Origin of the sequence: Cytobacillus sp. NJ13, assembly GCA_030348385.1 — a bacterium.
In the GTDB taxonomy this organism is placed as follows: domain Bacteria; phylum Bacillota; class Bacilli; order Bacillales; family Cytobacillaceae; genus Cytobacillus.
The window spans coordinates 4,189,653-4,215,068 of the sequence record JAUCFP010000006.1; the positions used below are offsets into that span (position 1 = coordinate 4,189,653).

Sequence of the window (25,416 nt, forward strand, 5' to 3'; positions counted from 1 at the left end):
GATGGGAGAAAAGAGTTTATTTCAAAAAGAAAATTAAAGCCCCAATCATTAAGCGATAGGGGCTTCTCCAAAATCTTATGGATTTGTCGACCACATGCCGGCTGTCTTCACAAACACCCGAGGGTTCAATTTCAGCTGTGCTACCATGAATTCTGCGAGGTCTTCCGGCTGCATAACCTTTTCCGGGTTGCCGTCTGTCAGGTTTGTTTCAATCGCAAGGTCAGTGGCAACCGTGCTTGGAGTCAATGCGCTAACTCGTATATTATGCTTTCGAACCTCAAGCATCAGGGACTCTGTTAAGCCTAAAACGGCAAATTTGGATGCGCTGTAAGCACTAGTGACAGGTGCGCCTTTTTGACCGGCTGTGGATGCAATGTTGATAATGTCTCCGGACTTCTGTTCAATCATTTCAGGAAGAACGGCTCTCGTAACATTATAAACACCCATCAAGTTGACCTGGATGATGCTTTCCCACTCATCAGGAGATAGCTCCAGGAATCCCCCAAACTTGGCAATACCGGCGTTGTTAATCAGGATATCCACAGAGCCAAGGTCTGACTTAATATGCTCGACTGCATGAGTGACGGCTTCAAGGTCGGCAACATCGGCTGCAGCAGCAGATACATTCACATTGTACTGGCTAAGTTCGTCCGCCATTTTTTCAAGATTTTCAATCGTGCGGCCAAGCAAACCAATATTGACGCCTTCTTTGGCGAGCGCGATAGCTGCTGCACGCCCGATCCCTCTGCCTGCTCCTGTGATTAGAGCTGTTTTGCCTTTTAATGTATGCATCGTTTTTCCTCCTCTAAAAAAATCATTCATATACTACCAGAAAGGCTGTAAATTTCCTAATAAATCGCTTGCGCAGCCGAGACATTTGAGGAAGCTGTATTCTTGTGATAAGATCATCTTCAATAAAAGGGGGATTTCTAATGAAGCCCAGTGTATTGGATCAATCTGTCGTTGCTAAAGGGGATACTGCAGTTGAAACTTTTCGTAAAACAGCCAAGCTTGCTCAATTGGCAGAAGACCTTGGACTTTCAAGGCAAGCTGAATTCGTACACCCTGCTGGCCGAAGCTTTCGGCTTAAGTTGAAAATGTGTAATTCCCAATTAATCCACGGATTGAGGATTATATTCATTTTCGAACTTCCCATTATTTCAAAATGTGCATAACTAATTCATTGATTTTTTAAATTTTTCAGAAGTATCCACAATTAAAGGCGTTTTTTGTTCGATTCATCCACACTAAGTGGATAATCTAAGGAGACAACAGAGTTATCCACATAGGTGATCATGATGGAGACAAAAAGTTATCCCCAAACATCCTCCTCTTTTATTTATCCACATAAGTGATTGCCTGTCTTCCTATCTGTTCCCATCCGGCAATGAACTTGTCCCTTTGGTATTGGGTGTTTTTCTTCTTAAGCGGGTCATTTGCATAGATATGATCTTCGTCATAGCCTGTGACTAATACAGCATGCATTCGGTAGGTTATTTTGGCAGGGCCATCTTTTGTTTCCCAGGTTTCCCATTCTGATTCAGGCAATACGTTGTAAGTGCTGGTGATTATCACCCAGACTGGTCTGCCGTCATCAAGCTGCTCGATCACTTTGTCAAATCCGCTGCCTGTCAGGTCTTCAATTTTCCCGGGCAAATAGCTTTCGGCCAGTTCTGCGACGGGTTCATGGTAGACGCCGAGTCCAGGTTTTTCCAATGTCTGCATATTGCCAACAAAGCCTTTATGAATATTTCCCCGATAGCCATCTTTTTCGAAAGGAACACGATTTATTTTTTCGGCTAATTCCATTTTATCGGTCTCTTCGCCTGCATGATTCAGGAGCATGGCAAGACTTGTTACCTCACATCCTCTTTCAAGCTCAGGCTTTTGCGAATAATGAGGGGCATTAATTAACACTTTGCCGTCTTCCTGTTCTGCGGATTCGGTTTCACTTTCCTGGCCGGTAATCCAGGTTGGTGAGGAGCAGCCTGACAGCAGAATGGATGCCAGTAAAATAGCTTTCTTCAAGACTCACACTCCTTTGTGAAATTTCGCTTGTCAAAATATTGGGTATAAGACTATTTCCCGTAGTGTCGAGCCTTAATCCTCATTCAGCATCAAAAAAGCCCGGTTTCCCGGACTTCAATGCAGCAGTTAATTAATTTCAGCTTTCCCGCTGGATACAGAGATACGGATGTCATGTTCTCCTGATCCATGCCTGCCGGAAATATCATTTTTATCGCGTTTCTCATCATCCAATTCGAAATTGCTGCTGATATGGCCGCTGCTTGCTTTGCCTTTTAAGGTGAAGTCAGCATCATCAGGCAAATCAAGGCGGACAAAGCCTGAACTTGCTTCCACTTTAATAGAGTCAATCAGTTTGCCGACCATTATATCCAGCTGTCCAGACGATACCCCCGCATCAAGCTTGCCCTGGTAGTTGCGGATTTTCACTTTGCCTGAACTCATATCTATTTCTCCTGTACGGGTAATAATATGATCTGCTTTCATCATCCCTGATGAACCTTCATGCTCAAATTCATCAGTCTTAATGTTGGCAAGGCTGACTTTGCCGGAGCTCATATGAACATCCAGACTCTCAAGGCTGAAAGGCTTGCTTTCAGATTCACCGGCAAAATTCAAACGGCCAGAACCAATGTCAATTGACATGGACTTATTGAAATCTTCAGGAATGTAAATCTTGAGATTGCTTTTATTATTGAAAAACTGAAAGCCGTCCAGCCACTTTCTTTTGTATTCTACACGAACTTCGTTTCCCGCCTTATTTACGGTCACTTTCCCTTTACCGTCAAGCTCTGCTCTAACATCATTCCTCTTTTCAGGAATAATGACTGTATCGGAACTTGATACATCTATGCTGATATGATCTGTCCTCTTGCTGAGAGAAGCTTCGGTACTGCTTCCTCCAGAACTTAACCAGCTGTTTACACCGGTAAAGAGCAAATAGGAACAGACTAAAATGATAAAAATGGCGAAAATCCTTTTCACTAAGAATCCCTGCTTTCCTTCATAAATTTCTTATTTATATTTTATGATAAACCTATATCATGCACATTGAGCCCCAGCTTTAAATTCAGCTAAGACTTGAGGCGTATGGAATACAGTATAATGCTTTTTTGTCCGGCGGGAATGTGCAACCTTTAATATATACAGAGCAGCAGAAGTTCTAGAGAGAGGCTCTGGATATATTAACTGCCTAAAAAGAATTCTCTTTTCACTGCTAATATCTTATTATAAAAGGAAAAAACAGGAGAATCTATGAATACCACAACTGTCGATGGAAAAACAATTAATGCCGGTATGCCTGAGGTTTGCGACAAAAAGCTGGCTGATGCTGAGCAGAAAATGATTAAATCGGATATTAAGATGGTACAGATCTCAAAAGATTACGAGACTGCTGCAAAAGAATTAATACTGAATGGATTTCAGGAACGCTTCGGGTTTATTGATCATTCGTTAAATCCTGATTTGAATTGCCTTACAGAGACGTATAACGCTGAGGGTGCCCTTTTTCTGGCAGGTTTGATTGAAAATGAACTGGTGTGTACGGGTGCAATTACCAATGAAGGCAAAGGGGAATGCAGGCTGCAGCGAATGTCTGTAAAAAAGGAATTCCGGGGTCAGGGCATTGCCAGTATGATGGTACGGCAACTGGAGGATCGCGCCAAAGCAGCCGGTTACGGAAAAGTTGTCCTCGAAACGAATATTGCCTGGGATAGTGCGGTAAACCTCTATAAACGCTGCGGATATAAGGAATATAAACTGGAAGATGAGATGATTCATCTATCTAAAGAAATTTAGCGGATTTGCCTAATGGAAAGTCCGATTTTTTTTAAAAAGCATGCATATGAAGTGCAATGTTACATAATATATGGTATGATGTATTTATGTTACATTAAAAAATCGATAAAGACAGTGCAAGCGGCAAAAGATAATCTTATGCTGGAAACAAAGCTCGCGACTCACTGTCACTTCTTTTCTAATAGCAGCTTTTCACCATGCTAAAGATCCGTCATGAACTGCTGTCATCACCTCTCCGGGAATACACTGGCTAAATTAATTCTGCCTTTTTCGTACAGAACACAAGTCATTCTTCACTCTCAAAGAAATTGTTTCAAAAGCAAGGCAAATTCTCCGTTGTAAAAAAGTCACTTACAAGCTGAGACTCAATTTTGCATGATATTGTCTCCTTTCATACAGCTTTACTGATTCAATAAAAAGAATTCCTCAATAATAATAGAACATTTTTTATAACCTATATCCTTTGATTAAATCTAAATAAAGAAGGTGATCGTATTGGCTGAATTTATTTGGCACACAGATGCACTTATCCTATTGGCTGCTATTCTTTTTATTATTGGTGTTATGACAACTAAATTTTCTGCACGGCTTGGCGTGCCTGCTCTTGTTCTCTTTATCGCGGTCGGGATGGGATTGGGGCAATTCATTTATTTTGATAATGCGAGAATTGCGCAGATGATTGGGGTTTTGGCCTTTATCATTATTTTGTTTGAAGGAGGACTGCAGACGAACTGGAAAACAGCTCGGACGGTCATTGCACCTTCCTTATCATTGGCAACCTTAGGTGTTGTGATTACCACCGGGCTTGTTGCCGTGGCGGCAAAGTTTATTCTTGGGGTAGATTGGCCTGTCGCGGTGCTTTTTGGCGCGATTGTCGGATCGACTGATGCAGCTGCCGTTTTTGCTGTATTAAAAGGGCAAAATATAAAGCCCAAAATTTCCGCAACACTGGAAGCCGAGTCTGGCTCCAACGACCCCATGGCAGTGTTCCTGACAGTTGCCATGATTGAGTTGATTATGACTCCTGGCTCCGGCATTTTCTCACTTATTGGTTCCTTCTTTATCCAAATGGGAGTGGGAGCAATAGCCGGTCTCCTGTTTGGCAAATTCGCAATATGGTCATTGAATAAAATTAACTTGGATTCAAGCGGGCTTTATCCTGTTTTTGCAACTGGATTTGCCATGCTGACATATGGAATAACTGCTTATCTGGGAGGCAGCGGCCTTCTTGCTGTATATGTGGCGGGTATTATGATAGGGAACGCAGACATTGCCTATCGCCACTCTGTTTTCCGGTTTACAGAAGGGTTTGCCTGGATGATGCAAATCGCGATGTTCGTTATTTTGGGTCTCCTGGTCTTCCCGAATGAACTTTTCCAAACTGACATTTTGCTAAAAGGCCTGGCTCTTTCAGCTCTTCTTATGTTTGTTGCCAGACCTGCTGCTGTGTTTCTAACCACCATTAAGATGGGCTTTTCGATGAAAGAACTGGTCTTCTTATCCTGGGCAGGGTTAAAAGGAGCTGTGCCAATCGTGCTGGCCACTTTCCCGCTGTTATCCGGTGTGGAAGGAAGTCACGAAATTTTCAATGTTGTCTTTTTCGTTGTCCTGACCAGCGCTCTTATCCAGGGATCAACGATTACATTGTTAGCCGAAAAGCTCGGTCTAACTGGGCCTGAGAAGGCTACTCCCATGCATTCCCTGGAATTGGTTTCCCTTGGAAAAGCAGATGCTGAAATGATTGAATTCGAAATAGAAGAAGATGCCTTCATTATCGGGCAAAATCTGATGGAGATCCCTTTTCCTGAAGGGGCACTCGTCAATGCAATCATACGTAAAGATGAGTTAATTACTCCAACAGGCAACACCCAAATTGAGCAGGGAGATTTTCTTTACATCCTTACTAAGAGAAAATATAAAAAAGAGCTCAAGCTGCTGCTGAAAAAGAAAAAAACAGCTGAAACTCTGGTAGAAGCAGAAGCGTAGTCAAATAAGGAACCAGTGTGGAGGAAATCTGCACTGGTTTTTTTGAATTTCGCGGATAAAGCATGTAAAATCACGGACAAAAACAAAATTTCGCGGTTATCATCTATTTTTCGCGGAAAGATCTTAAAGCGCATCAACTAATGTCCAAAGCATTGGACATTCTGCCATCTGAAATGCTACCATAAAAACAGCTTCGGCCCAAAAGGTGATAGGATGAAAAATAAAATAAAGGAAATACGAAAAAAGCTGGGAATAACTCAGAAAAGGCTCGCTCAAGAATGCAGTGTGGCCAGGCAGACAATCAATTGCATAGAAAATAATAAATATGATCCCACACTGGAGCTCGCTTTTAAAATTTCTAAAACATTAAAAGTAAAGGTAGATGAATTGTTTATTTATGAGTAAATTTAATGCTGATACGATCATTACTATGAAAGATATTGTGCGGGAAGGGGATTCGATCCTGCGAGAGGTAACAAAAGAAGTCGCATTGCCTATAACTGAAGAAGATCGCGTAACACTGATTGCGATGATGCAATATTTGAAGAACAGCCAGGACCCTGCCATTGCAAAGAAATATGGCTTGCGGCCGGGCATTGGGCTATCTGCCAACCAAATTGGCCTTAACAAACGCATGTTTACCGCCTATTTTACCAATGAAAAAGCTGAGCCTCAGGAGTATTTCATAATTAATCCAAAAATCATCAGCCACTCTGTCGGTGTTATTTTCCTGCCGGAGGGTGAGGGTTGCCTGTCTGTAGACCGTGACGTAAAAGGGTATGTGCCCCGTTATGAGCGCATTAAGGTAAAAGCCCATAATCTTGAAGGCAAAGAAGTGACACTCCGGTTTAAGGGTATCCCGGCTATCATTATGCAGCATGAAATCGACCATCTGAACGGAATAATGTTTTATGATCGAATTGATAAAAATGATCCGTTCAAAGTTCCGGAAAACTCGGTTATGGAGAACTTTTAGAAGCATAGACCATGGGTTTATGCTTTTTGTTTTATGGGAACAGGATGTGGTAAATATTTATTAACCACTTATAACAAACTATAACAAAAGGAGGATTAGGCAAATGGATGATAAAACTGCTGAAACCAATATCAAGCTTAATGAAAAGCTGGAGGATCAGACTGTACACTCCCAAATGAACAGCAAGACAGAAACAGAGGATGCTAATCTAAAATTGCAAGAAGCTATGAATAATCGTGATGAGAAACAAAACATGGCTCCAACCTATCTTTATAACAACACGCCAGCAATTAAAATTTCAGGTGATGACGAATAGAAACCGGCTTCGATAAGGAAGCCGGTTTTCTTTTAAAAGATTAAAAGTATAACTTTGCACTTCGATAACTGTCTAGCTCCAGGCGCCATCGGCTCGAGGTCATAAGCCAATCCGTCCAAAAGGTTAAAGAACAACCTTTCAGCCGGCTTGTCTTATGCTTGTCGCCGATAGGCGGGCGCCTTGCGCTTTTCTTAATCCAAATCAGTCTTATCCTTTTGATCTTTATTCCTCTTATTGCCCTTGCTGTTATCTCCGCTGATGGCTGATTGATTTCCTCTTGGTGAATTTTGATTATTGCTGCCTTTATTGAATTTTTTTGTCATGATGATTCTCCTTTCTTAAAAATGCTTCCTTATTTTTTCTAAAACGCTCCTTTTTTATCCGGACCGGCCTTCATCTTTCCTTGATGAAAAACATATATATTTAAAAGGATTTATGATGGGGGGATCTACATGAATGAAATAGGATTGACGCCTTGGGAGGAGCATGCCTTTTGGCTGGAGATTCTTGAAGACCATGCGATTTTTGTCAGGGACCATCTTTCTTCAACAGAAAGCAGGTACGTAAAAAGAGCGGATGAATACAGACAAGCCTTCCGAAATCTTAGAAATAGGCTTAATCAGTTATCTCCGTCTATACAGGAAAACTCACAGGAGGCAATTGCCATGGCCATGGAGATATGGCCTATTGCAAACGGCTATTTTCAATTTGAAGGAAAGCTTCAGAATCTGAGAATCAATAATTTAATCAATCTAAATCTTTCGCCAACTTATTTTAACGGCACATTAAATGAAAATCAGGAATATTTGCGTCTGCTGTCCTATTATGCAAAAGGACTCACACCGGCACAGCAAGCCCTTTTCGATTTGCTGGATTTGTGGCTGGAGGATCAGCTGGGGCACATCATTCTTCTGAGAAATTCAATCGATCCAATTGAGGTATTTGTAGATGAACAGGCAGAAATATACACCCGGATTTTTCAGGGTTTTATGGTGCAGAACCGACATATGAAAGGATATCTCCGGTTTACGCAGCCAGGATTTCCGCGCCAGCAGGAAATGGCCCGGGATGTAGGGCTGGCTGTGATTGAAATGAATGAATACATTAAGGGAATAGTCCAGAAATACGCCGGGAAAAGGATTCTCAATAAAACAACCCTGAGATTTCTCGAACATCATTTCCCTGAAGCCTGCTATTTAATTAAAAAGCTCAGCTGCTATGCTCCTGAACTGGCAGAGGAAGCTTCTAAATGTTCCTTGAAAAAACCATCTTATTCTTAGTATCCTAAAGCCTTCTTTTAGAAAGAGGGTTTTTTTCTTTGGCCTCCTATAAACTAAGCACTTTAGGAAAAGATAAAATAAAATCATTTCTCAAACAGGAGGCAAACACATGAAAAAGACTTTTTTTAGTGCTGTTCTAATCTGTTTAGTTTTAATCATTTCAGGGTGCGGAACGAATAAAGCAAACCCGGACAATCAGGATCAGCCTGCGTCAGAAGAGCAGGGGCAGGATTTATGGGCAAAAGTGCAGGAGGAGGGAAAGCTGTTAATAGGAACGGAAGGCACTTATCCACCATTCACGTTCCATGACGATAAAGGCGAGCTTACCGGTTTTGATGTAGAAATCTCAAAGGAAGTGGCCAAAAGGCTTGATGTAAAGCCGGAATTTCTGGAAACACAATGGGATGCCATGTTCGCCGGATTGGATTCAAAACGATTTGATATGATCGCAAACCAGGTGGGGATTCGCCCTGATCGCCAGGAGAAATACGATTTTTCGGATCCTTATATTTCTTCTGCAGCTGTTTTGATTACACATGAATCCAATGATTCAGTTTCAAGCTTTGAAGACATAGAGGGTATGAAGGCCGCACAGTCCATGACAAGTAATTATGCTGATCTGGCAAAGTCATATGGAGCAGAAATTGTAGGAGTAGACGGATTTAACCAGGCGATTGAGCTGATTAATTCAAAGCGTGCAGATGTTACACTCAACGATAATTTGTCTTTTTTGGATTTTAAAAAACATAAGCCTGATGCTCCAGTCAAAATCGCAGATGAATCCGAAGATGCTTCTCAAAGCGGCCTAATGTTCAGAAAGGGAAGCGATACATTGGTTGATGAGGTCAATAAAGCCTTGGCCGAAATGATGGAGGATGGCACTTACTTGAAAATTTCAGAAAAATGGTTTGGCGAAGATGTACTTAAGTAGTATTTTTACCAACCCGGAAAGGATCGAAAGACTTATAGAGATTGGAAAGAATTCATTCCAGCCATTGCTGGAAGGGGCCATTATTTATACCATCCCTTTAACACTGATTTCATTTATATGCGGGCTGGCATTGGCAATATTTACGGCACTTGCCCGCATTTCGGGAAATAAGGCACTGAAGACGATAGCGAGAATATATGTATCAGCAATAAGGGGCACGCCGCTTCTAGTGCAGCTGTTCATCATTTTTTACGGGCTCCCAACGATTGGTGTCATTATTGATCCTTTTCCTTCTGCGATCATAGGATTTTCGCTGAATGTAGGGGCGTACGCCTCTGAAATTATCCGGGCAGCCATCCTTTCGATTCCAAAAGGACAATGGGAAGCGGGATATTCCATAGGCATGTCTTATTCGCAGACGCTTAAGAGGATTATCCTTCCGCAGGCATCCAGGGTATCGATACCGCCGCTATCGAATTCATTCATCAGTCTTGTAAAAGATACCTCTCTGGCTTCCATGATTCTGGTTACAGAGATGTTCCGAAGAGCACAGGAAATAGCTGCAACCAATTATGAATTCTTGCTTCTATATACACAGGCTGCCTTCATATATTGGGTGATTTGCTTTATGCTCTCGATCGTGCAGGGGAGGCTTGAACGCCGTCTGGACAGATATATTTCTTCATGAAAAGAGGCAGTGCTATAGATGATTAATATAAAGGATTTGCATAAGCAATTTGATCAGCTGAAAGTACTGAAAGGAATTAATTTGGAAGTGAAGAAAGGGCAAGTGGTTGTAGTGATTGGGCCATCCGGCTCCGGAAAAACGACCTTGCTGCGGTGCTTAAATGTGCTGGAGCAGCCTACTTCAGGCCTGCTTGCTATTGGCGATCAAGTCCTCGACTTTTCTCAGCAGGTCTCGAAAAGGCAAATACCTCCCTTCAGGCGCCTTACGGGAATGGTTTTTCAGAACTATAACTTATTTCCGCATATGACTGCACTCGAAAATGTCATGGAGGGGCCGGTTACAGTGAAAGGCGAACCAAAGGAAACGGCAAAGGAAAAGGGGGAAATGCTTTTAAGAAAAGTGGGTTTAGCTGATAAAACTGCCTATTATCCTTTTCAGCTTTCAGGCGGCCAGCAGCAGCGGGTAGGGATTGCACGGGCTCTTGCAATGGAGCCAAAGGTTATGCTTTTCGATGAGCCTACTTCGGCACTGGACCCTGAACTAGTTGGAGAAGTGCTGAAGGTGATGAAGGATCTGGCCGCTGAAGGAATGACAATGGTGGTCGTTACTCATGAGATGAGATTTGCCAGGGAAGCAGCGGATGAAGTCATTTTCATGGACGGCGGTATTGTCGTGGAACGCGGCAAACCTGAACAGATATTCTCCGGTCCAAAAGAAGTGCGCACCAGCCAGTTCCTGAATTTAATTCAATAAACAGACCTCTGCAGACAGGTAGAGGTCTGTTTTTATCAAAAAAAAATGCTTCCTTAACAGGAAGCGGAAAAAAAGGGGGATTTACACTTGTAGGATTAGTATGCCCGGGCAGAAAAATTCTTATTCATATTTTCAAAAAAATAATCAATTGATTTAAACACATTCCTATGGAGCCCTTTTGCCGCGGGGTTTATTCCATGGTATTCGTGCTATACTGATTATAGAATCCGGTGAGAGAGGTGTAAAAATGAAGGAAAATATTTTAATATGCGTTAGCAATCCCAATCACGCGGAAAGACTGGCCCAGAGAGGCAAAAAACTGAAGGAAGCATTTCAGGGGGATGGCTATATTCTCTCCGTAGAAAACGGGAAGCACGAAGAGCTTAGCTTTAACGGGATTCAGACAAAATACTTGTTCGAAAGTTTAGCAGAGAAATACGGGCTGAAGATGCTCTCCAAGTATGCTGAGGGCAAAAAAATCGCCATGGTGATAGCTGATGTGGTTCAGGAGTATAATATTACCCAGATTATCCTTGGGCAGGCTGTTCAAACCAAGCTGGAGCGGATGGTACAGCATTCGCTGATCAATGATTTATTCCAGCTTCTTGAAGGGGTGGATATACATGCCGTAGAAGTTTCAAGAAAGGTTCATGATCCCTCTGACGACTGGGATAAAGGGCTGCCGGCCCAGATCGTCAAGAAAGGCTCCGATTATCATCTAATCATTGGAGAAGACCAGGAAAATGGAATACAGGGCATCTTTTTTAAAGAATTATCCTCCGACTTCTCGAACGGATTTTTTGTAATACAAAAAGATAATAATCATGAAGTGCTCCGTATTCACCATGGCGTTGTAGATAGTAATATATTGGGAGATAAATAAGCCGGCTCATTTAGCCGGCTTTTGTTGCTTTTTAGATTAAGTCATTTACATAATAAACTTTTCCGTTCTCAATTTCCTTCTGCAGCAGCAAATCGACAAGTGCATTTGCCACAGTTTCTGTATCCCTTAGCATTCCTTTCTCCTTGTATGCCTGGAATTTTTCAAGATCATGAAATGCTTCCTTCGCTGAAGAACGTATGGTTCCCTGCATAGCGGTGTCCATAACACCGGGACTAAAGGCAATAATCTTATGGCTGCTGCCTGCTGTCTGCAGTTCCAATGCAGCTGTTTCCGTAAACATATTTATACCGGCTTTTGTGCTGCAGTAAGCACTCCACCCCTGTATGGGCCTTTCAGCAGCACCTGAAGTAATGTTAACAATGGTCATTTCACTTGAAACTTCACGCAGCAGGACGTTGGAAATCATAATAGGAGCAATCAGATTAACGTGAGCATTTTGAATTAATGCCGCATGATCAAGATTCCCGGCTGTACCGATTGGATCAATGACCCCTGCGTTGTTAAATACAAATAGGGTTTCCGGCTGTTTTTCCTGCAATAGTGCTGTCAGTTCTCTGAAAGCAGATTCAAGCTCATCCGGTGAGGACAGATTGCAGAAATATTGGGCAAAGAACACTTGATTCTCTGCAGCAAACTTTGCCAGCTCGGGGTTTTCAGTCCTTGATAAGGATATGATGCCTGTTCCTTCTGTTATCATTCTCTTGGCAATGGAAGCTCCTAAACCTTTGGATGCACCTGTTATGATAGCTAATTTCACTTTGATCACTCCTATTTCCTGTTTCATTATCTTCTATTAAAACAGAAAATAATCATTTTTTCCTTTATCAGCCATTGTGGTCCTGTCTGAATGCCTTCATTTCATCTTCTATTAAATTGATGATTGAGAGGACAATCCCTGAAAACAGGCAGGCAACCGTAATGGTGCTTATGCCAAACAGAAGGTAAAGAATACATGTGCTGAAAAAAGTAAACAGGAGGCAATAATGGCAGGCATTAATTTTCTGCATTGACTGGCTCTGCCTTCCAGTAATAATCACTAAACACATCAGCAAATGCTTTTATGGAGTTATTCAGTTCATCCAGATTGTTTTCCACACCTCCGAATTCCAGCAAAAGGGCCCGCTCGGAAAGATCCTGGTTGTAAATGCCGTTGCCTTCACTTTTTCCTTTAACAAATACTCCCCTGCTTATTCCCTTATATTTTGCTTCCAGTGCTTTATGGAGCTCCGTAGCCACTTTTAAGTTCTGTTCATAGTTTTTGTGCTCTTTGCCGACGACAAAAAACAGTCGCGCGTATGGTTCCTCGCCAATTACTGCGGTTGTTTTCCCTCGGGGCAGCGAATCCCTATGGATATCAATTAGGAATTTAACATCTTTATTCTCTGTCATGGCGGATTGTACAGTCTCTCTGGACATGGCATAGGAATTTTCCCAGTTCCAGCCCTTCTTTTTCAGTTCTGAGGCAATATTGGTTTTATCATGCTCAGCACCAATGCCTTTTCTCGCCAGCTCTTCACTAAGCTTTTTCCCGACAGCAATAACATTCACCTGCTCATTTGGACTAACGGCCTCATCTGTATCTTTTACATCTTTCAATAGCGGAGCGAACGATTCCCAGCTGTGGGAATGGTAAATGAGGACCCCTTTTTTGTCCGGGATAACTGGAGGAGCCGTATTTTCTTCATTTTGACCGTCATTCATAGCAAGTTCTTTTTCTTTTAAAAGGACTTCAAGGGGAGGGGCAGATTCCACTGGCAGGTTGGTAAAGTCGGTACCCTCTCCGGCAACGGCAATACCGGTATCAAAGATTGAAAAACCAGGCAGCTCCCGGCCAAGGAAAGTTCTGATATCCTTCGGCTGTGTGTTGGTTGCCAGCTTAAATAGGGTTCCGGATAGGGAGTAGCTTTCAGCAGGAACATCCTTGTGAAAATAATGGTTTTCGGCTTTCAAAAAGTGAATGAAGAGCTGGTCGGCTTTAATGTCCTTAAGCAGCACATTCATATGTGATGAAGAGAAGGAAGCAGGATAAAGCGCAACAATCCCAGCGAGCGCCACTGCTGCACAAATACTGAAAAGCCAGCTATTTATATAAAAGAAAATAGAATGGACTCTTAATTTAGAATTCATATAAATCCCTCCACTCTCTAAATATATGACGGATAAGCTGATTTAGAAGATGGGGGATGCCCTTAATATGAAAAGAGGCTGCAGAAGAGATCGCGAAAGAAGGGGACAAAAAAGCGGTCCTGAATGATCTTGTGTCCATCTGGTATAAAACACATAATAAAAAGCAATCCTTTGTACTAAATCTCAAAAGGCCTGAAAGGGTCTTTTATTTTTTAAAAAGATTTCATTGTTTTATCACAAATGGCTTTTATATTGTTAATATCAAAAGACAATATAGATAAAGAGAGGGACACTAAATTGAAAAAGATATTATTCAGCATAATGGCGAGCTTGCTTGTTCTTGGCGGATGCAGCCAATCAGAAGAAGAAAAGCCCGCAAAAAATGACGAAGTGCCGCAAATCATTGAAGCAGTCATCCAGGTGCCTGAAACCATTAATCCTGGAGAGGAGGCAACCCTTGCGGTCACTGTCAGACAAGGTGATGAGGCCGTAACCGATGCGGATGAGGTGAAATTTGAAATATGGCAGGAAGGACAAAAAGAAAACGGTGAAATGGCAGAGGCAAAGCACGACTCAGAGGGGAAATATACCGCTGATCATATATTTGCAGAAGAAGGCCTCTACTATGTTCAGTCCCATGTAACGGCAAGAAGCCAGCATACAATGCCAATGGTTTCCGTACAAGTTGGCGAGGCAAAAGCGGAGGACTCAGGAACGGGGCATGAACAAGAAAATGAGGGACATGAAGAAGGCCACTCTCACAGCCATGGCGGAGAGGTATCCATTGAGATGCAGGCACCTGACCAAATCCATGCAAATGAGCAAACGGCTTTATCTGCCATGGTTAATCATGAAGGGGAACCGCTGGCGGAGGCTAAAGTAAAGCTTGAAATCTCACTTAATGGCGCAACCCCTCAATGGGTGAACATGTCTGAAACCGAACCGGGCAAATACACTGCCGACCATCAGTTTACCGTTGCGGGCACATACGCCATCACGACCCATGTTGAAAAAGGCGACGATATTCACGAGCACACAGAAACTGAATTAACAGTGCAATAAAGCATTATCAGTGGGGTTCGCCCTGCTGATTTTTTGTTGGGTCAGGCAGGGGTTATTTAATTATACAGATGAACTTGGAGGTAAGTTCGGACAGGAAAGGCAGAAAAAGGCCTGAAGTTGTCCGAACCCGGGGCAAGTTTGGACAGGAAAGGCAGAAAAAGGCCTGGAGTTGTCCGAACCCGGGGCAAGTTCGGACAGGAAAGCGAGAAAAAGGCCGGAGTCTGTCCGAACCCGGGGCAAGTTCGGACAGGAAAGGCAGAAAAAGGCCTGGAGTTGTCCGAACCCGGGGCAAGTTCGGACAGGAAAGCGAGAAAAAGGCCGGAGTATGTCCGAATCAAAGGCAAATTCGGACAGGAAAGGCAGGAAAATGCCCAGGGGCTGTCCGAATCCGAGGCAAATTCGGACAGGAAAGCCAGAAAAAGGCCTGGGGCTGTCCAAACCCGGGGCAAGTTCGGACAGGAAAGGCAGAAAAAGGCCAGAGTCTGTCCGAACCCGGGGCAAGTTTGAACAGGAAAGGCAGAAAAAGGCCTGGAGTTGTCCGAACCCGAGGCAAGTTCGGACAGGAAAGCGAGAAAAAGGCCGGAGTCTGTCCGAATCAAAGGCAAGTTCGGACAGGAAAGCGAGAAAAAGGCCGGAGTCTGTCCGAATCCGAGGCAAATTCGGACAGAAAGGCCAGAAAAAGGCCTGGAGTTGTCCGAACCCGGGGCAAATTCGGACAGGAAAGGCAGGAAAATGCCCAGGGCTGTCCGAATCAGGGCCAGCTTAGGACAAAATCGCCCAAGAAACTGCCTCAGCTACTCCGCTGCCATTTTCATGATAATATAAAAGGAGAGATTACAGAAAAGCAGGTGTCAAAGAGATGTCAGATACACATTTGCATTTTAATACGGGGATTGGGGTCCAAAAGCCTAATAGCATTCGGAATAAGGATATAAGCTGCCCTTTTTGTGCAAGGGAGGAGCTGACGGATATCATCGCAGTTGAGGATTCAATCATTCTGCTGAAAAATAAGTTTCCTGTTCTTGAAAGTTCCTATCAGACCGTGCTGATTGAAACGGATCAATGTGACGGAGAGCTGTCCATTTATTCAGAGGAGCATCTGGTCAGGCTGATTTCATTTGGGTTGAAACATTGGCTTCAGATGGAAGAGAGCGGAGAATATGAATCTGTTTTATTTTTCAAAAACCACGGCCCATTATCCGGGGGGAGTATTGCCCATCCGCATATGCAAATTGTCGGATTGAGAAATATTGATTACAAGGAAAAAATTCATGCAGAGGACTTTGAAGGTCTCCTTATTCATGAGGAAAGCAATACGGTGTTCACTTTGTCGACTTCTCCGAGAATCGGTTTCTATGAATTCAACGTTAAGCTTGCCGATCAGGATGATATTCCGTACTTTGCAAAATGCATCCAGACAGCTACTCATTATATTCTGAATGCCTTTCCTTTTCCAAGCAATAGTTATAATTTGTTTTTCTACAGGCTGGGCAGGGATATTTACGCAAAAATTGTTCCTCGCTATGTTACCACGCCAATTTTTATTGGCTACAGCATCCCTCAGGTTCCTAATAATCTTGAATGGATGAGAGATGATATAAAAGTGAGATATTTCAGCGGGGAATTTAAAGTCAGGCCTTAATACCTGGTGTACCCGATTGATGGGTACCTTCGACGGATGCTGGATATAGACGGAAATAACCATTCTCAGTAATCGTAAAAATTTGAAATAATAACCATTCGCTTTTAGAAGTTGTGATTTATCTCTATAAAAAATATAATGAAATATTGTAGCGAGGAATAATGTGAGGTACATATTTTTATTCCTTGCGATGTGCTCCGTTATGCCTTAAAAGATAAAGGCAAATGGTTTTGTTTATTGATAAGAATGTATAAATTCTGAAGTTAGATAACTGTCTAGCTCCAGCGCCTACCCCCTCGAGGTCACAAGACGAGCCCCCCAAAAAGGCAAAGGACGCCTTTCCGGAAAGCTCGTCTTGTGCTTGAGGCCCGCAGGATGCGGGTCATGCAGACGTTGCCACAGGACGTGGCGTTCTTAGTCTGCGTACCTACGTGGGCAAGGCGCTTCCGCTTTTCTTTAAAGGAGAATGATCATGACCTCAAATCGATATACACCTCCTAAGCTGGATTGGGGCTTAGTATTAATATTGATGCTTTTATTCCTGGTAAGCGCCATTTCCATTTACAGCGCACAGACAACAGGACAATATACAGAAAACTTCCTTTTGAAGCAGGTTGTCTGGTATGTCGTTGGAACAGGAATCATCGCTGCGGTAATCACACTGGATTCCGATCAGCTGAAGAAGATTTCCTGGTATGTGTACGGCCTGGGCATTGTGCTGCTTGGATTCCTGATTGTGGCGCCATCAAGCATTGCCCCTGTCATTAATGGGGCGAAGGCATGGTACAAGGTTCCGGGTATGGGTTCCCTGCAGCCTGCTGAGCTTGTTAAAGTGTTTATTATTCTGGTATTGGCGAAAACAATTGACGAACATCATCAAAAAAATGTATACAAAACCATGCAGACTGATTTATGGCTGCTCATTAAACTGGTTGGTTTAACAATGGTGCCCCTGCTGCTGGTTATGCAGCAGCCTGATTTAGGGACAAGCCTGGTATTTCTGGCAATCATGCTTGGCATGATATTCATTTCAGGAATCAGTTGGAAGCTTCTGGCGCCAATATTTGGAACAGGTGCGGCTCTTGCAGGCACTATTTTGTATTTTGTTTTATGGCATCCGGATATTCTTGAGAAGTATTTAGGAGTAAAGGAATATCAGTTTGCGCGCATTTATTCCTGGATTGATCCTTATAACTATCAAAGTTCAACCGGATTTCAGCTGACACGCTCCCTCCTTGCCATTGGATCAGGGGAAACAAGCGGGAAAGGATATGGAACGAGGGAAGTCTATCTGCCTGAAAGCCATACCGACTTTATTTTCAGTATCGTAGGGGAAGAATTTGGTTTTGTAGGCGCAAGCATTGTCGTCAGCCTTTTCTTTCTGCTGATTTACCATATTACCAAGATTGGCATGGAAACCAAAAACAATTTCTACACCTATATTTGTGTAGGTGTCATCAGCATGGTTACATTCCATGTCTTTCAAAATATCGGGATGACCATCGGCCTTTTGCCAATCACTGGCATACCGCTTCCTTTCATCAGCTATGGAGGAAGCTCGCTGATGGGGAATATGCTGGCCATGGGGCTGATTTTCTCGATCCGCTACCATTATAAAAAATATATGTTCTCGACCAGTGATTAGGAAAAGTTCATGCGCTGGGGCTAGGCAGTTTTCTCAATTCATAGGAATACTTACTTACTTTAAATGGGAAGAGCGGGCTATCCAGAGCCCGCTCTTATTCAATAACACCAGTTTCTTCAATTTTCACATTGCACTTCACATCAAATCCCAGCCTTTTGTATTCATCTTCCCACTTTTTATAATCAAAATCACGCTGCATGGATTTTTTCATTTGGCCCAGTCCAATCGGATCAATTCCGAGTTCCTGAAACTGTTTTAATAGCCTGAGGCATTCCTTTTCAATCTTTTTCTCCAAATTCTTTTGAACGGCCCCCACGACTTCTGACGCTAACTCATCTCCAGTATACTCACGAATAATGCCTTCAATTTTAATGTTTATGGAAGCGTGATTATCAGATATCTTAATATCATGCCTGGAGCTTATACTCTTTACAGCAGCTATTTTTCCCTTTTTTAACTCAACATCGAAGTTCCCTTCACTGTATTTATCTACCAGCAGTTTGAAAAAGAACATATCTTTCACAGGAAGGATATCAACTTCCTTATCATCTTTGAAAAGACTGATTCCAACGATCTCGACTTCATTATTAGAGACTTTCTTAATTCGAGGCAGGGAAGGGTCCTTGCCTTTCTGATAATAATCATTGGCTAAGATGTGCAGGTTGGTTTTCGGAATATCCCGATGTTCAATATTATGGTGTATAAGATTGTAGATATAGGTTGAATTTCCTCTTGTTCCATACTCTCCTTTCATCAGGTCTTCTGCATTTCCCTCTGAAGTAGCAACAAATACTCGCGCTCCAATACTTGCGTCTCTTTGAAAAGAATCTATAAGATCGTAGATTCCTGCCCTGGAAATCTCAGGACCGAAAACAGCAACCTTCAATCCGCCTGTGACTACTGGCTCTGATGATTGTTTAGTAACCTCCAGCAGGAGATCCTGGCGCAGCTTTCCACTGCCGGAAAATGTCCGGTTAATTACGCTTTTATCAGGCTGGAACTCCTGGAATAGTACAGTTCCCCTGTAACGATCTTTTGGATCCTCTGCTAAATCATAGCCAACGCCTACTTCAATATTAATATCATCAATAATCTCTTTCTCAACACAGCCGGAAAGCAGCAAGACAAGACATAACAGTATAAGCTTTTTCATTTCTTCTTCCCCTTTTTCAGCTTCTTGGCGATCATGACTGCAGCGAAAAGCAAAGGAATGTAAATAAAGGTAAAAGCAAATCCCATTTTTCCAACATAGTTGTTAAGCGTATTTATTTTAATCCTTGTATCCAAAAAAGATATAACAGAAAGCACTGCAGCAACGACAAAAAACACGCCAACTTTCTGGCGGATATTAAAGACCCTTTTTATGAGCCGGGAGGCAATCCAAATGGATATGCACACATTAGGAAGAATAACTAAGTTCCAGTTGGCGATCCCGATATATTCAAAACGTTCAACAAAGGGCATTTCAACTATTTTCCACATCGTTAAGCTGGCCCATATTTGTCTGGACAGCTGGTCTTCGGAGAAATAGGCAAAAGTAATGATGGCTAAAATAGTGTAAATAAGAGTAGTTGTTAATACGGCCAGATGAGCCCATTTCTGCGACTTTTTTGGTTCTTTAATAAATGGATAGAAAAAAATGATGATTTCAAACCCAATAAAAGTAAGGGACATATGATAAGATGCTGTAAGCAGTTCTTTAATGGAATGATCCCAGATGGGCAGCAGATTGTAAAAATTGGAGAATTTAATCGCCCAGCCGAATGTAAGGAGGAGGTAAGCCGGCAGAACAAGCCCAAAGAAGGCAGTACCGACTACAGTTCTAAATCCTCCAAAAATAATATAGACACAAAGAATCGTAAAACCGAAGGAGAACCAGAAAGTGCTTAATTCAGGGAACATCCAAACCTGTATGACTTCAATAAATGTCCTAATAACGGTTAAGGAAAACAGGATAAAATAGCCAATAAAAATTGCGCTGAGTGCTTTGCCAATAAAGTTTCCTGCGACGTATTTATGGGCAGTTACAATATCACCGCCGGCAGTGTCACAGATTTTATAGATCATCCAAATAATTACGTGAATGCATCCGCCGGCAAATAAAATGGATATCCAGGCATCATATCCTGCATCCATTGCAATAATCCTCTGATACCCTAATACGCCGATTCCGATTTGTATGGACATGACCATATAAAATACTAAAAAGGGAGATATTTGTAATCTCTCTGGTATTGGCTGTTCCTTCATCTGGTTCACCTCCATTTAAGTTGATACATTTGGCATTACTCGTCGATATCTTTTTTCTCTTGGGCCTTTTTCTTACTGAAGCGAATTGGATTTTTAGTCCGTAAAAATATCGGCCTTTTGGATTGTTTTTCAAATGGAAGCCTGATAAGGGCATCTTTCATATCCATAACCCGAGGCGGGTAGAGAGGCTCAAGGAATGGCCTTCCAAGTGAAGTCAGCCGTATTAAATGAGTCAGCAGTAAACAGAAGCAAAACACAATCCCGAGCAGGCCCCATAGTTCTGCAAAAAACAGGAAAGGAAAGCGAAGCAAACGAATAGTATTGCCCATTCTGTATACAGGTGTTGTAAAGGAAGCGAGAGCGGCGAGAGCTACAATAATGAGCAGGACGTTACTCGTCAAGCCTGCTTCTACAGATGCAGTCCCAATTACGATCCCTCCCACGATACCGATTGTCTGGCCGACTTTGGTCGGAAGGCGGGCTCCAGCCTCACGCAGCAGTTCAATGGTCAGCTCCAGAAACAAAGCCTCCAGAATGGGAGGAAGTGGAATCTCCCGTCTTGATGTAATTAATGTACTCAGCAAATCTTTTGGAATAAGCTCATAATGATATGAAAGGGTTGCTACATAAATAGGTGTAACCAGAATGGAAAACGCAACCGCGAATAAACGGATGAGCCGGAAAAAGGAAGATAAAATCCAATTTAAAAAATAATCTTCAAAAGAACTGAAAAATTCAACAAGCGTGGTTGGTGTAATTAACACATGGGGTGAGCCGTCAACCACAATGGCTATTTTTCCCTCTGCCAAAATTCCCGCGACCCTGTCAGGCCGCTCTGTATCAAGCAGCTGAGGGAAAGGGGAATTGGAGTTATCACTAATCAGCTGTACAATATAGGAACTGTCTGTAATGGCATCAAATTCCACGTTTGTAAGTCTCTGCCTGACAGTATTTATATTATCCTCATTTGTGATATCTTCCATATAAAGCATGGCGACGGAAGTTTTTGACAGACTTCCCAGTGTGAATTCTTCAATAATCAGTTCTTTTACCGGCAGACGTTTCCGGATTAAATTTAAATTTTGACCCATTGACTCAACAAAGGCTTCTTTAGGACCGATAACCGAAAATTCAACCTCAGGCTGGCTTAGCCCCCTGACGATTTCTTTTTGCGCAGCTATAAAGCCGAAATGTTTAAGTTCTGTCTCAATCGTCAGCATGACATAGCCATTTAATAGCTTTTGTTCGATTAGAGAAGGGTCATCACAAATCTGCACATCCGCCACAGGGACAAGCTGTTTAATATCCTCTATTTCACGGAATTCTTCTTCCAGCAGATAAGGGAGAATACCATCCTGAATAATATTTTCATCAATTAAAGTAGCCATGAAAGTAAGTCCAAAGCGCACATTTGTTTTTTGGTTATAATAAAAGATTTTTTTGAAGTCTTTGGATTTAATCAAGGATTTTTCCCAATCCTTATGCTGGATGTCCTCTTTAATCCGTTTGTTTTTCAACCATTTTCTCATAGGAAAATCACCATCATTTTCGGCATTACGCTTATTGTTGCCGGTTTTGGAAAACTTATGAATGGAAGGCAATAAAAAAGATTTGGATGTATGGCAGTAATAGCGGGGAAACGTAATATAGACAAATAAAAAAGGAACCTGGTTGGTCAGGTTCCTTTTAATATATTTGAGCTCCTATAAAAGAGGGGGTATTATGGGAGCGCAATCACGAGTTGAGTTTATTTGGCAAAATATTTTTCAATATCATCCAGAAGCAGGTTTGCCGCAATAACACCGCCGGCAGTGTTCCAGATTGTGTCATTAACCTTGTGGACATTGCCCTCCTGGGCTACCTTTAAGTTTTTGAATAATGGATCTTCAATCCATTCTTTCTCAAGTTGGCTTGCTTCACCATCGCCGGTTTCATATGTGAAGTAGAATAGGATATCTCCATCCATGGCAGGAATTCGTTCTTTTGTAGCATTTTTCTCTGCAAAATCATCAACATCCTGGCTTTCAGGGCGTGCAAAACCGATTTGGTCAAGAATTACACCAGAGAAGGTATCTTTATGGTAGATGCGGACATCTCCAGCCATAAAGCGGACAATGGATACTTCCTGGTTTATTTTGTCTCCAAGGCCAGTTTTGATTTCCTGGATGCGGCTGTCATAATCAGCAATGACTTTTTTGCCTTCTTCTTCTTTATTAAGTGCTTTTGCGTAAAGCTCAAAGTTTTCCTTCCAGTCTCCGCGCAATGTTTCAGCAAAAACAGTAGGGGCAATATCATTTAATTGATCATAGATTTTTTCCTGGCGCATCTTGTTGCCGATGATAAGGTCCGGCTGCAGCGCTGCGATTGCTTCTACATTGACTTCACTTTCAGTTCCCACAACCTGAACATCTTTCATATCATCAGCGATATGTTCATACCATGGATCGCCAGTCCAGGACTGAACGGCACCGACTGGAGTAACACCCATGGAAAGCAATGCTTCTGTACCTTCGTTTGTCAGAATGACAACTTTTTCAGGCGCTTTATCAAGCTTAGTTGTGCCCATTGCATGCTCAACTGTATAGCCTGTATCTTCTGTTTTGTTTCCTTCTTTTTCCTTATCAGCTTTCTCATCCTGTTCGCTGTTATTCCCGCAGGCAGCCAGGAACAGAATAGTGAAAACTGAAAGAATGGCAAGTAAAGACTTGAATTTCATTATGTACTCCTCCATTTTGCGTTGTTAATGATAATCATTTTCATTTGACATTTTTATAGTACTGTGTACATTTTAAATTGTCAATAGGTAATTGAAAATCATTTTCATTTAATTTTTCAAATGATCAATGAAAATGATTTTCAAACTCATTGACAGCTAATCCTCTGTACAATAGACTGAAAATGTAACTAAACCATACTAAATAGACGCAAGAAGGGTCTCGCTATGTTATTAAAAACAAATTCTCTGAGATGGGCTGGGCTATTTGCAGCTATCCTACTATTATTAATATTAATGTCTTTCAGTATTGTTTACGGATATACCGACACAACTTGGAAGATGGCAATTGATGCATTTACAAAATTCGATGGAACGAATGAACACATAATTATTCAATCAGTCCGTCTGCCGAGAGCATTGATTGCGGCGGCAGTAGGGGCAAGCCTTGCGATTGCGGGTGTCCTGCTCCAGACATTGACAAAGAATCCCCTTGCTGCTCCTGAAATTTTCGGAATAAACGCAGGTGCTGGATTTGCAGTCGTTATTACAGTAACGCTTTTTTCAATTAGTAACTTGCAGGTCTTTACATGGGTTTCATTTTTGGGGGCTGCTGTTTCATTTATATTCGTATATATAATTGGCTCTATCGGCAGGGAAGGGCTGACACCCATGAAATTAACCCTTGCCGGTGCAGCGATGAGTGCCATGTTTGCTTCGATGACACAAGGCTTTCTCGTTATTAATGAGACTGCCCTGGAACAGGTGCTATTTTGGCTGGCAGGATCCGTATCGGGAAGGAAGCTGGAGACCCTCGCAGCTGTATTCCCATATTTATTAGCCGGCTGGATCTTTTCCCTGATCATTGCGGGGAAATTGAACGTCTTATCAATGGGCGAGGATGTAGCGAAGGGACTGGGCTTGAAAACAGGATTGCTGAAATTGAGTGCGGGCATTGTTATTGTGCTTCTGTCAGGAGGAGCGGTAGCTGTTGCTGGTCCTATTGGCTTTCTAGGCATTGTCATTCCCCATTTAACCCGGGCAGTTGTCGGCATTGACCATCGCTGGGTGATTCCTTATGCAGGTCTATTCGGGGGGATGCTCCTTCTTGTAGCGGACATAGCATCAAGGTATATCATCATGCCGCAGGAAGTTCCTGTTGGCGTCATGACAGCTGTAATTGGAACTCCTTTCTTTGTGTATATTGCCAGAAGGGGGTTCAATCAGTAATGAAAAAATATTATAACTTGCGCCTGTTTGGCGATAGAATTTCTTTTTTAGTAAACCGCAAAGCACTTATCACTTTTTTATTATTGGCAGCAGCTGCCGCCGCAGTTTTTGTCATCAGCACCGGCACGGGTGAAATGAAAATCAGCCCTCTGAAGGTAGTGCAGGTATTCTTTGGCGGGGGTTCGGATATGGATAGGCTGGTCATTCAGTCATTCAGGCTTCCAAGAATTATCGTTGCCTTAATGGTAGGAATGGCTCTTGCTGCAGCGGGAGGCATCCTGCAGGGAATCATCAGAAATCCGCTTGCATCTCCTGATATAATCGGGATTACAGGAGGGGCATCTGTAGCAGTTGTAGCTTTTCTTGCCTTTTTTAGTGATAAAAATAATGCATTAACTGTAAGTATTAATTGGATGCCTCTTGCAGCTTTTGCGGGTGCTGCTATTTTGGCCTTCCTTGTTTATTTTCTCGCCTACAAGGATGGAGTCTCGCCGGTACGGCTTGTTTTAATTGGGATCGGACTTGCAAGCCTAATGAAGGCACTCACCACCTTAATGATGGTCTTTGGTCCGATTTACCAGGCAAGCCAGGCGAATATTTGGATAACCGGGACTGTTTACGGTTCAAATTGGGATAATGTCGCAATTTTGGTCCCGTGGACGATCGTGTTTCTGATACTTGCCTTTGGTTTAGCACGAAATGTCAATATCCAGGAACTTGGCGATGATATTGCAAAGGGTGTAGGGAGCACAGTACAGAAATACAGGTTTCTTTTGCTGATGGTCAGCACGGCATTAATTGGCGGGGCTGTTGCATTTGGCGGCGGGATAGGCTTTGTTGGATTAATGGCTCCTCATATGGCCCGGAGGCTGGTTGGCTCTGCTTTTGGCGCTTTGCTTCCGGCTTCCGCACTGATTGGAGGAATTCTTGTGATGGCAGCCGACCTGATAGGCAGGACTTTGTTCTCACCGCTTGAAATCCCGGCGGGTGTGTTTACAGCCAGCATTGGCGCACCTTACTTTATTTACCTGCTTTTCAAGACAAGAAACGCATAAGCTGGAAAAGCTTGAAACTCGTATCATACTGGTAAC

General features: G+C 42.5%; 28 protein-coding genes. 17 read left to right on the forward strand and 11 right to left on the reverse strand.

Annotated features, from left to right (window positions below):
- Positions 1-75 precede the first annotated feature (75 nt).
- Entirely contained in the window at positions 76-792 is a 717-nt protein-coding gene (locus QUF73_20730; GenBank protein ID MDM5228550.1) for a 3-ketoacyl-ACP reductase, read from the reverse strand.
- A 140-nt stretch (positions 793-932) separates the two neighbouring features.
- Between QUF73_20730 and QUF73_20735 the strand changes: the two genes are divergently transcribed.
- Entirely contained in the window at positions 933-1,175 is a 243-nt protein-coding gene (locus tag QUF73_20735) for a hypothetical protein (protein MDM5228551.1), read from the forward strand.
- A 160-nt stretch (positions 1,176-1,335) separates the two neighbouring features.
- Here the strand turns inward: QUF73_20735 and QUF73_20740 are convergent, their stop codons facing one another.
- Together QUF73_20740 and QUF73_20745 are read right to left on the reverse strand one after the other, a co-directional pair.
- Positions 1,336-2,028 (reverse strand): C39 family peptidase, encoded by a 693-nt coding sequence (locus QUF73_20740; GenBank protein ID MDM5228552.1) that lies wholly within the window; start codon positions 2,026-2,028, stop codon positions 1,336-1,338.
- A 126-nt stretch (positions 2,029-2,154) separates the two neighbouring features.
- The gene (locus QUF73_20745; protein ID MDM5228553.1) at positions 2,155-3,009 is read right to left on the reverse strand and encodes a DUF4097 family beta strand repeat-containing protein; all 855 of its coding nucleotides are present in this window, start codon (positions 3,007-3,009) and stop codon (positions 2,155-2,157) included.
- A 270-nt stretch (positions 3,010-3,279) separates the two neighbouring features.
- Between QUF73_20745 and QUF73_20750 the strand changes: the two genes are divergently transcribed.
- From QUF73_20750 to QUF73_20770, 5 genes are all read left to right on the forward strand, one after another.
- Complete coding sequence (locus QUF73_20750) at positions 3,280-3,822, forward strand: GNAT family N-acetyltransferase (protein ID MDM5228554.1); 543 nt, start codon at positions 3,280-3,282, stop codon at positions 3,820-3,822.
- Between the two features lie 495 nt (positions 3,823-4,317).
- Positions 4,318-5,808, forward strand: a complete 1,491-nt coding sequence (locus tag QUF73_20755) for a potassium/proton antiporter (GenBank protein MDM5228555.1) — start codon at positions 4,318-4,320, stop codon at positions 5,806-5,808.
- A 213-nt stretch (positions 5,809-6,021) separates the two neighbouring features.
- Positions 6,022-6,213, forward strand: a complete 192-nt coding sequence (locus tag QUF73_20760) for a helix-turn-helix transcriptional regulator (protein MDM5228556.1) — start codon at positions 6,022-6,024, stop codon at positions 6,211-6,213.
- Positions 6,206-6,784 carry a peptide deformylase gene (def, locus tag QUF73_20765; protein ID MDM5228557.1) on the forward strand — a complete coding sequence of 193 codons (579 nt, stop codon included), beginning with the start codon at positions 6,206-6,208 and terminating at the stop codon, positions 6,782-6,784. The genes QUF73_20760 and def overlap by 8 nt, the downstream gene beginning before the upstream one ends.
- 103 nt (positions 6,785-6,887) lie before the next feature.
- The gene (locus QUF73_20770) at positions 6,888-7,100 is read left to right on the forward strand and encodes a hypothetical protein (GenBank protein MDM5228558.1); all 213 of its coding nucleotides are present in this window, start codon (positions 6,888-6,890) and stop codon (positions 7,098-7,100) included.
- A 191-nt stretch (positions 7,101-7,291) separates the two neighbouring features.
- Here the strand turns inward: QUF73_20770 and QUF73_20775 are convergent, their stop codons facing one another.
- Entirely contained in the window at positions 7,292-7,423 is a 132-nt protein-coding gene (locus QUF73_20775; GenBank protein MDM5228559.1) for a hypothetical protein, read from the reverse strand.
- Between the two features lie 129 nt (positions 7,424-7,552).
- Here QUF73_20775 and QUF73_20780 point away from each other — a divergent pair, with 129 nt between their 5' ends.
- From QUF73_20780 to QUF73_20800, 5 genes are all read left to right on the forward strand, one after another.
- Positions 7,553-8,380 carry a DUF2935 domain-containing protein gene (locus QUF73_20780; protein MDM5228560.1) on the forward strand — a complete coding sequence of 276 codons (828 nt, stop codon included), beginning with the start codon at positions 7,553-7,555 and terminating at the stop codon, positions 8,378-8,380.
- A 109-nt stretch (positions 8,381-8,489) separates the two neighbouring features.
- Positions 8,490-9,311, forward strand: coding sequence for an amino acid ABC transporter substrate-binding protein (locus tag QUF73_20785; GenBank protein MDM5228561.1), 822 nt, complete (start codon positions 8,490-8,492; stop codon positions 9,309-9,311).
- The gene (locus QUF73_20790) at positions 9,298-9,999 is read left to right on the forward strand and encodes an amino acid ABC transporter permease (GenBank protein MDM5228562.1); all 702 of its coding nucleotides are present in this window, start codon (positions 9,298-9,300) and stop codon (positions 9,997-9,999) included. Before QUF73_20785 ends, QUF73_20790 begins: the two co-directional genes overlap by 14 nt.
- 18 nt (positions 10,000-10,017) lie before the next feature.
- Positions 10,018-10,752: an amino acid ABC transporter ATP-binding protein gene (locus QUF73_20795; protein ID MDM5228563.1), complete on the forward strand. Its 735-nt coding sequence runs from the start codon at positions 10,018-10,020 to the stop codon at positions 10,750-10,752.
- A gap of 247 nt (positions 10,753-10,999) precedes the next feature.
- On the forward strand, positions 11,000-11,635 hold the full coding sequence (locus tag QUF73_20800; GenBank protein ID MDM5228564.1) for a histidine kinase: 636 nt from the start codon (positions 11,000-11,002) through the stop codon (positions 11,633-11,635).
- 31 nt (positions 11,636-11,666) lie between these two features.
- On the opposite strand, the gene QUF73_20805 is transcribed toward QUF73_20800, so the two are convergent.
- The 3 genes from QUF73_20805 to QUF73_20815 form a co-directional block, all read right to left on the reverse strand.
- Entirely contained in the window at positions 11,667-12,413 is a 747-nt protein-coding gene (locus QUF73_20805; protein MDM5228565.1) for a (S)-benzoin forming benzil reductase, read from the reverse strand.
- Between the two features lie 67 nt (positions 12,414-12,480).
- The gene (locus QUF73_20810) at positions 12,481-12,663 is read right to left on the reverse strand and encodes a hypothetical protein (GenBank protein MDM5228566.1); all 183 of its coding nucleotides are present in this window, start codon (positions 12,661-12,663) and stop codon (positions 12,481-12,483) included.
- Positions 12,650-13,783 (reverse strand): stage II sporulation protein P, encoded by a 1,134-nt coding sequence (locus QUF73_20815; protein MDM5228567.1) that lies wholly within the window; start codon positions 13,781-13,783, stop codon positions 12,650-12,652. The genes QUF73_20810 and QUF73_20815 overlap by 14 nt, the downstream gene beginning before the upstream one ends.
- A 297-nt stretch (positions 13,784-14,080) precedes the next feature.
- Here QUF73_20815 and QUF73_20820 point away from each other — a divergent pair, with 297 nt between their 5' ends.
- From QUF73_20820 to rodA, 4 genes are all read left to right on the forward strand, one after another.
- The gene (locus QUF73_20820; GenBank protein MDM5228568.1) at positions 14,081-14,845 is read left to right on the forward strand and encodes a FixH family protein; all 765 of its coding nucleotides are present in this window, start codon (positions 14,081-14,083) and stop codon (positions 14,843-14,845) included.
- A gap of 138 nt (positions 14,846-14,983) precedes the next feature.
- Positions 14,984-15,352 (forward strand): hypothetical protein, encoded by a 369-nt coding sequence (locus QUF73_20825; GenBank protein ID MDM5228569.1) that lies wholly within the window; start codon positions 14,984-14,986, stop codon positions 15,350-15,352.
- 352 nt (positions 15,353-15,704) lie between these two features.
- Positions 15,705-16,487: a DUF4931 domain-containing protein gene (locus tag QUF73_20830; GenBank protein ID MDM5228570.1), complete on the forward strand. Its 783-nt coding sequence runs from the start codon at positions 15,705-15,707 to the stop codon at positions 16,485-16,487.
- 472 nt (positions 16,488-16,959) lie between these two features.
- Positions 16,960-18,132: a rod shape-determining protein RodA gene (gene rodA, locus QUF73_20835; protein MDM5228571.1), complete on the forward strand. Its 1,173-nt coding sequence runs from the start codon at positions 16,960-16,962 to the stop codon at positions 18,130-18,132.
- Positions 18,133-18,226: 94 nt separating this feature from the next.
- Here rodA and QUF73_20840 read toward each other — a convergent pair whose 3' ends face one another.
- The 4 genes from QUF73_20840 to QUF73_20855 form a co-directional block, all read right to left on the reverse strand.
- A complete protein-coding gene (locus QUF73_20840) occupies positions 18,227-19,285 on the reverse strand; it encodes a Ger(x)C family spore germination protein (protein ID MDM5228572.1) in 1,059 nt (352 codons plus the stop codon).
- Positions 19,282-20,382: a GerAB/ArcD/ProY family transporter gene (locus QUF73_20845; protein ID MDM5228573.1), complete on the reverse strand. Its 1,101-nt coding sequence runs from the start codon at positions 20,380-20,382 to the stop codon at positions 19,282-19,284. Before QUF73_20845 ends, QUF73_20840 begins: the two co-directional genes overlap by 4 nt.
- 35 nt (positions 20,383-20,417) lie before the next feature.
- Positions 20,418-21,911 carry a spore germination protein gene (locus tag QUF73_20850; GenBank protein MDM5228574.1) on the reverse strand — a complete coding sequence of 498 codons (1,494 nt, stop codon included), beginning with the start codon at positions 21,909-21,911 and terminating at the stop codon, positions 20,418-20,420.
- 218 nt (positions 21,912-22,129) lie between these two features.
- Complete coding sequence (locus tag QUF73_20855; protein MDM5228575.1) at positions 22,130-23,098, reverse strand: iron-siderophore ABC transporter substrate-binding protein; 969 nt, start codon at positions 23,096-23,098, stop codon at positions 22,130-22,132.
- A gap of 225 nt (positions 23,099-23,323) precedes the next feature.
- Between QUF73_20855 and QUF73_20860 the strand changes: the two genes are divergently transcribed.
- Complete coding sequence (locus QUF73_20860; protein MDM5228576.1) at positions 23,324-24,325, forward strand: iron ABC transporter permease; 1,002 nt, start codon at positions 23,324-23,326, stop codon at positions 24,323-24,325.
- Positions 24,325-25,380 carry an iron ABC transporter permease gene (locus QUF73_20865; GenBank protein MDM5228577.1) on the forward strand — a complete coding sequence of 352 codons (1,056 nt, stop codon included), beginning with the start codon at positions 24,325-24,327 and terminating at the stop codon, positions 25,378-25,380. The genes QUF73_20860 and QUF73_20865 overlap by 1 nt, the downstream gene beginning before the upstream one ends.
- The last annotated feature ends 36 nt before the right edge of the window (positions 25,381-25,416 follow it).

Bases quoted from the DNA above. Each gene is read 5' to 3' on its own strand.
- rodA (MDM5228571.1), top strand. From the start codon at position 16,960: ATGACCTCAAATCGATATACACCTCCTAAGCTGGATTGGGGCTTAGTA.
- QUF73_20775 (MDM5228559.1), bottom strand. From the start codon at position 7,423: ATGACAAAAAAATTCAATAAAGGCAGCAATAATCAAAATTCACCAAGA.
- QUF73_20810 (MDM5228566.1), bottom strand. From the start codon at position 12,663: ATGCAGAAAATTAATGCCTGCCATTATTGCCTCCTGTTTACTTTTTTC.
- QUF73_20780 (MDM5228560.1), top strand. From the start codon at position 7,553: ATGAATGAAATAGGATTGACGCCTTGGGAGGAGCATGCCTTTTGGCTG.
- QUF73_20770 (MDM5228558.1), top strand. From the start codon at position 6,888: ATGGATGATAAAACTGCTGAAACCAATATCAAGCTTAATGAAAAGCTG.
- QUF73_20855 (MDM5228575.1), bottom strand. From the start codon at position 23,098: ATGAAATTCAAGTCTTTACTTGCCATTCTTTCAGTTTTCACTATTCTG.
- def (MDM5228557.1), top strand. From the start codon at position 6,206: ATGAGTAAATTTAATGCTGATACGATCATTACTATGAAAGATATTGTG.
- QUF73_20815 (MDM5228567.1), bottom strand. From the start codon at position 13,783: ATGAATTCTAAATTAAGAGTCCATTCTATTTTCTTTTATATAAATAGC.
- QUF73_20850 (MDM5228574.1), bottom strand. From the start codon at position 21,911: ATGAGAAAATGGTTGAAAAACAAACGGATTAAAGAGGACATCCAGCAT.
- QUF73_20760 (MDM5228556.1), top strand. From the start codon at position 6,022: ATGAAAAATAAAATAAAGGAAATACGAAAAAAGCTGGGAATAACTCAG.
- QUF73_20795 (MDM5228563.1), top strand. From the start codon at position 10,018: ATGATTAATATAAAGGATTTGCATAAGCAATTTGATCAGCTGAAAGTA.
- QUF73_20845 (MDM5228573.1), bottom strand. From the start codon at position 20,382: ATGAAGGAACAGCCAATACCAGAGAGATTACAAATATCTCCCTTTTTA.
- QUF73_20800 (MDM5228564.1), top strand. From the start codon at position 11,000: ATGAAGGAAAATATTTTAATATGCGTTAGCAATCCCAATCACGCGGAA.
- QUF73_20785 (MDM5228561.1), top strand. From the start codon at position 8,490: ATGAAAAAGACTTTTTTTAGTGCTGTTCTAATCTGTTTAGTTTTAATC.
- QUF73_20790 (MDM5228562.1), top strand. From the start codon at position 9,298: ATGTACTTAAGTAGTATTTTTACCAACCCGGAAAGGATCGAAAGACTT.
- QUF73_20730 (MDM5228550.1), bottom strand. From the start codon at position 792: ATGCATACATTAAAAGGCAAAACAGCTCTAATCACAGGAGCAGGCAGA.
- QUF73_20830 (MDM5228570.1), top strand. From the start codon at position 15,705: ATGTCAGATACACATTTGCATTTTAATACGGGGATTGGGGTCCAAAAG.
- QUF73_20750 (MDM5228554.1), top strand. From the start codon at position 3,280: ATGAATACCACAACTGTCGATGGAAAAACAATTAATGCCGGTATGCCT.
- QUF73_20840 (MDM5228572.1), bottom strand. From the start codon at position 19,285: ATGAAAAAGCTTATACTGTTATGTCTTGTCTTGCTGCTTTCCGGCTGT.
- QUF73_20865 (MDM5228577.1), top strand. From the start codon at position 24,325: ATGAAAAAATATTATAACTTGCGCCTGTTTGGCGATAGAATTTCTTTT.
- QUF73_20860 (MDM5228576.1), top strand. From the start codon at position 23,324: ATGTTATTAAAAACAAATTCTCTGAGATGGGCTGGGCTATTTGCAGCT.
- QUF73_20735 (MDM5228551.1), top strand. From the start codon at position 933: ATGAAGCCCAGTGTATTGGATCAATCTGTCGTTGCTAAAGGGGATACT.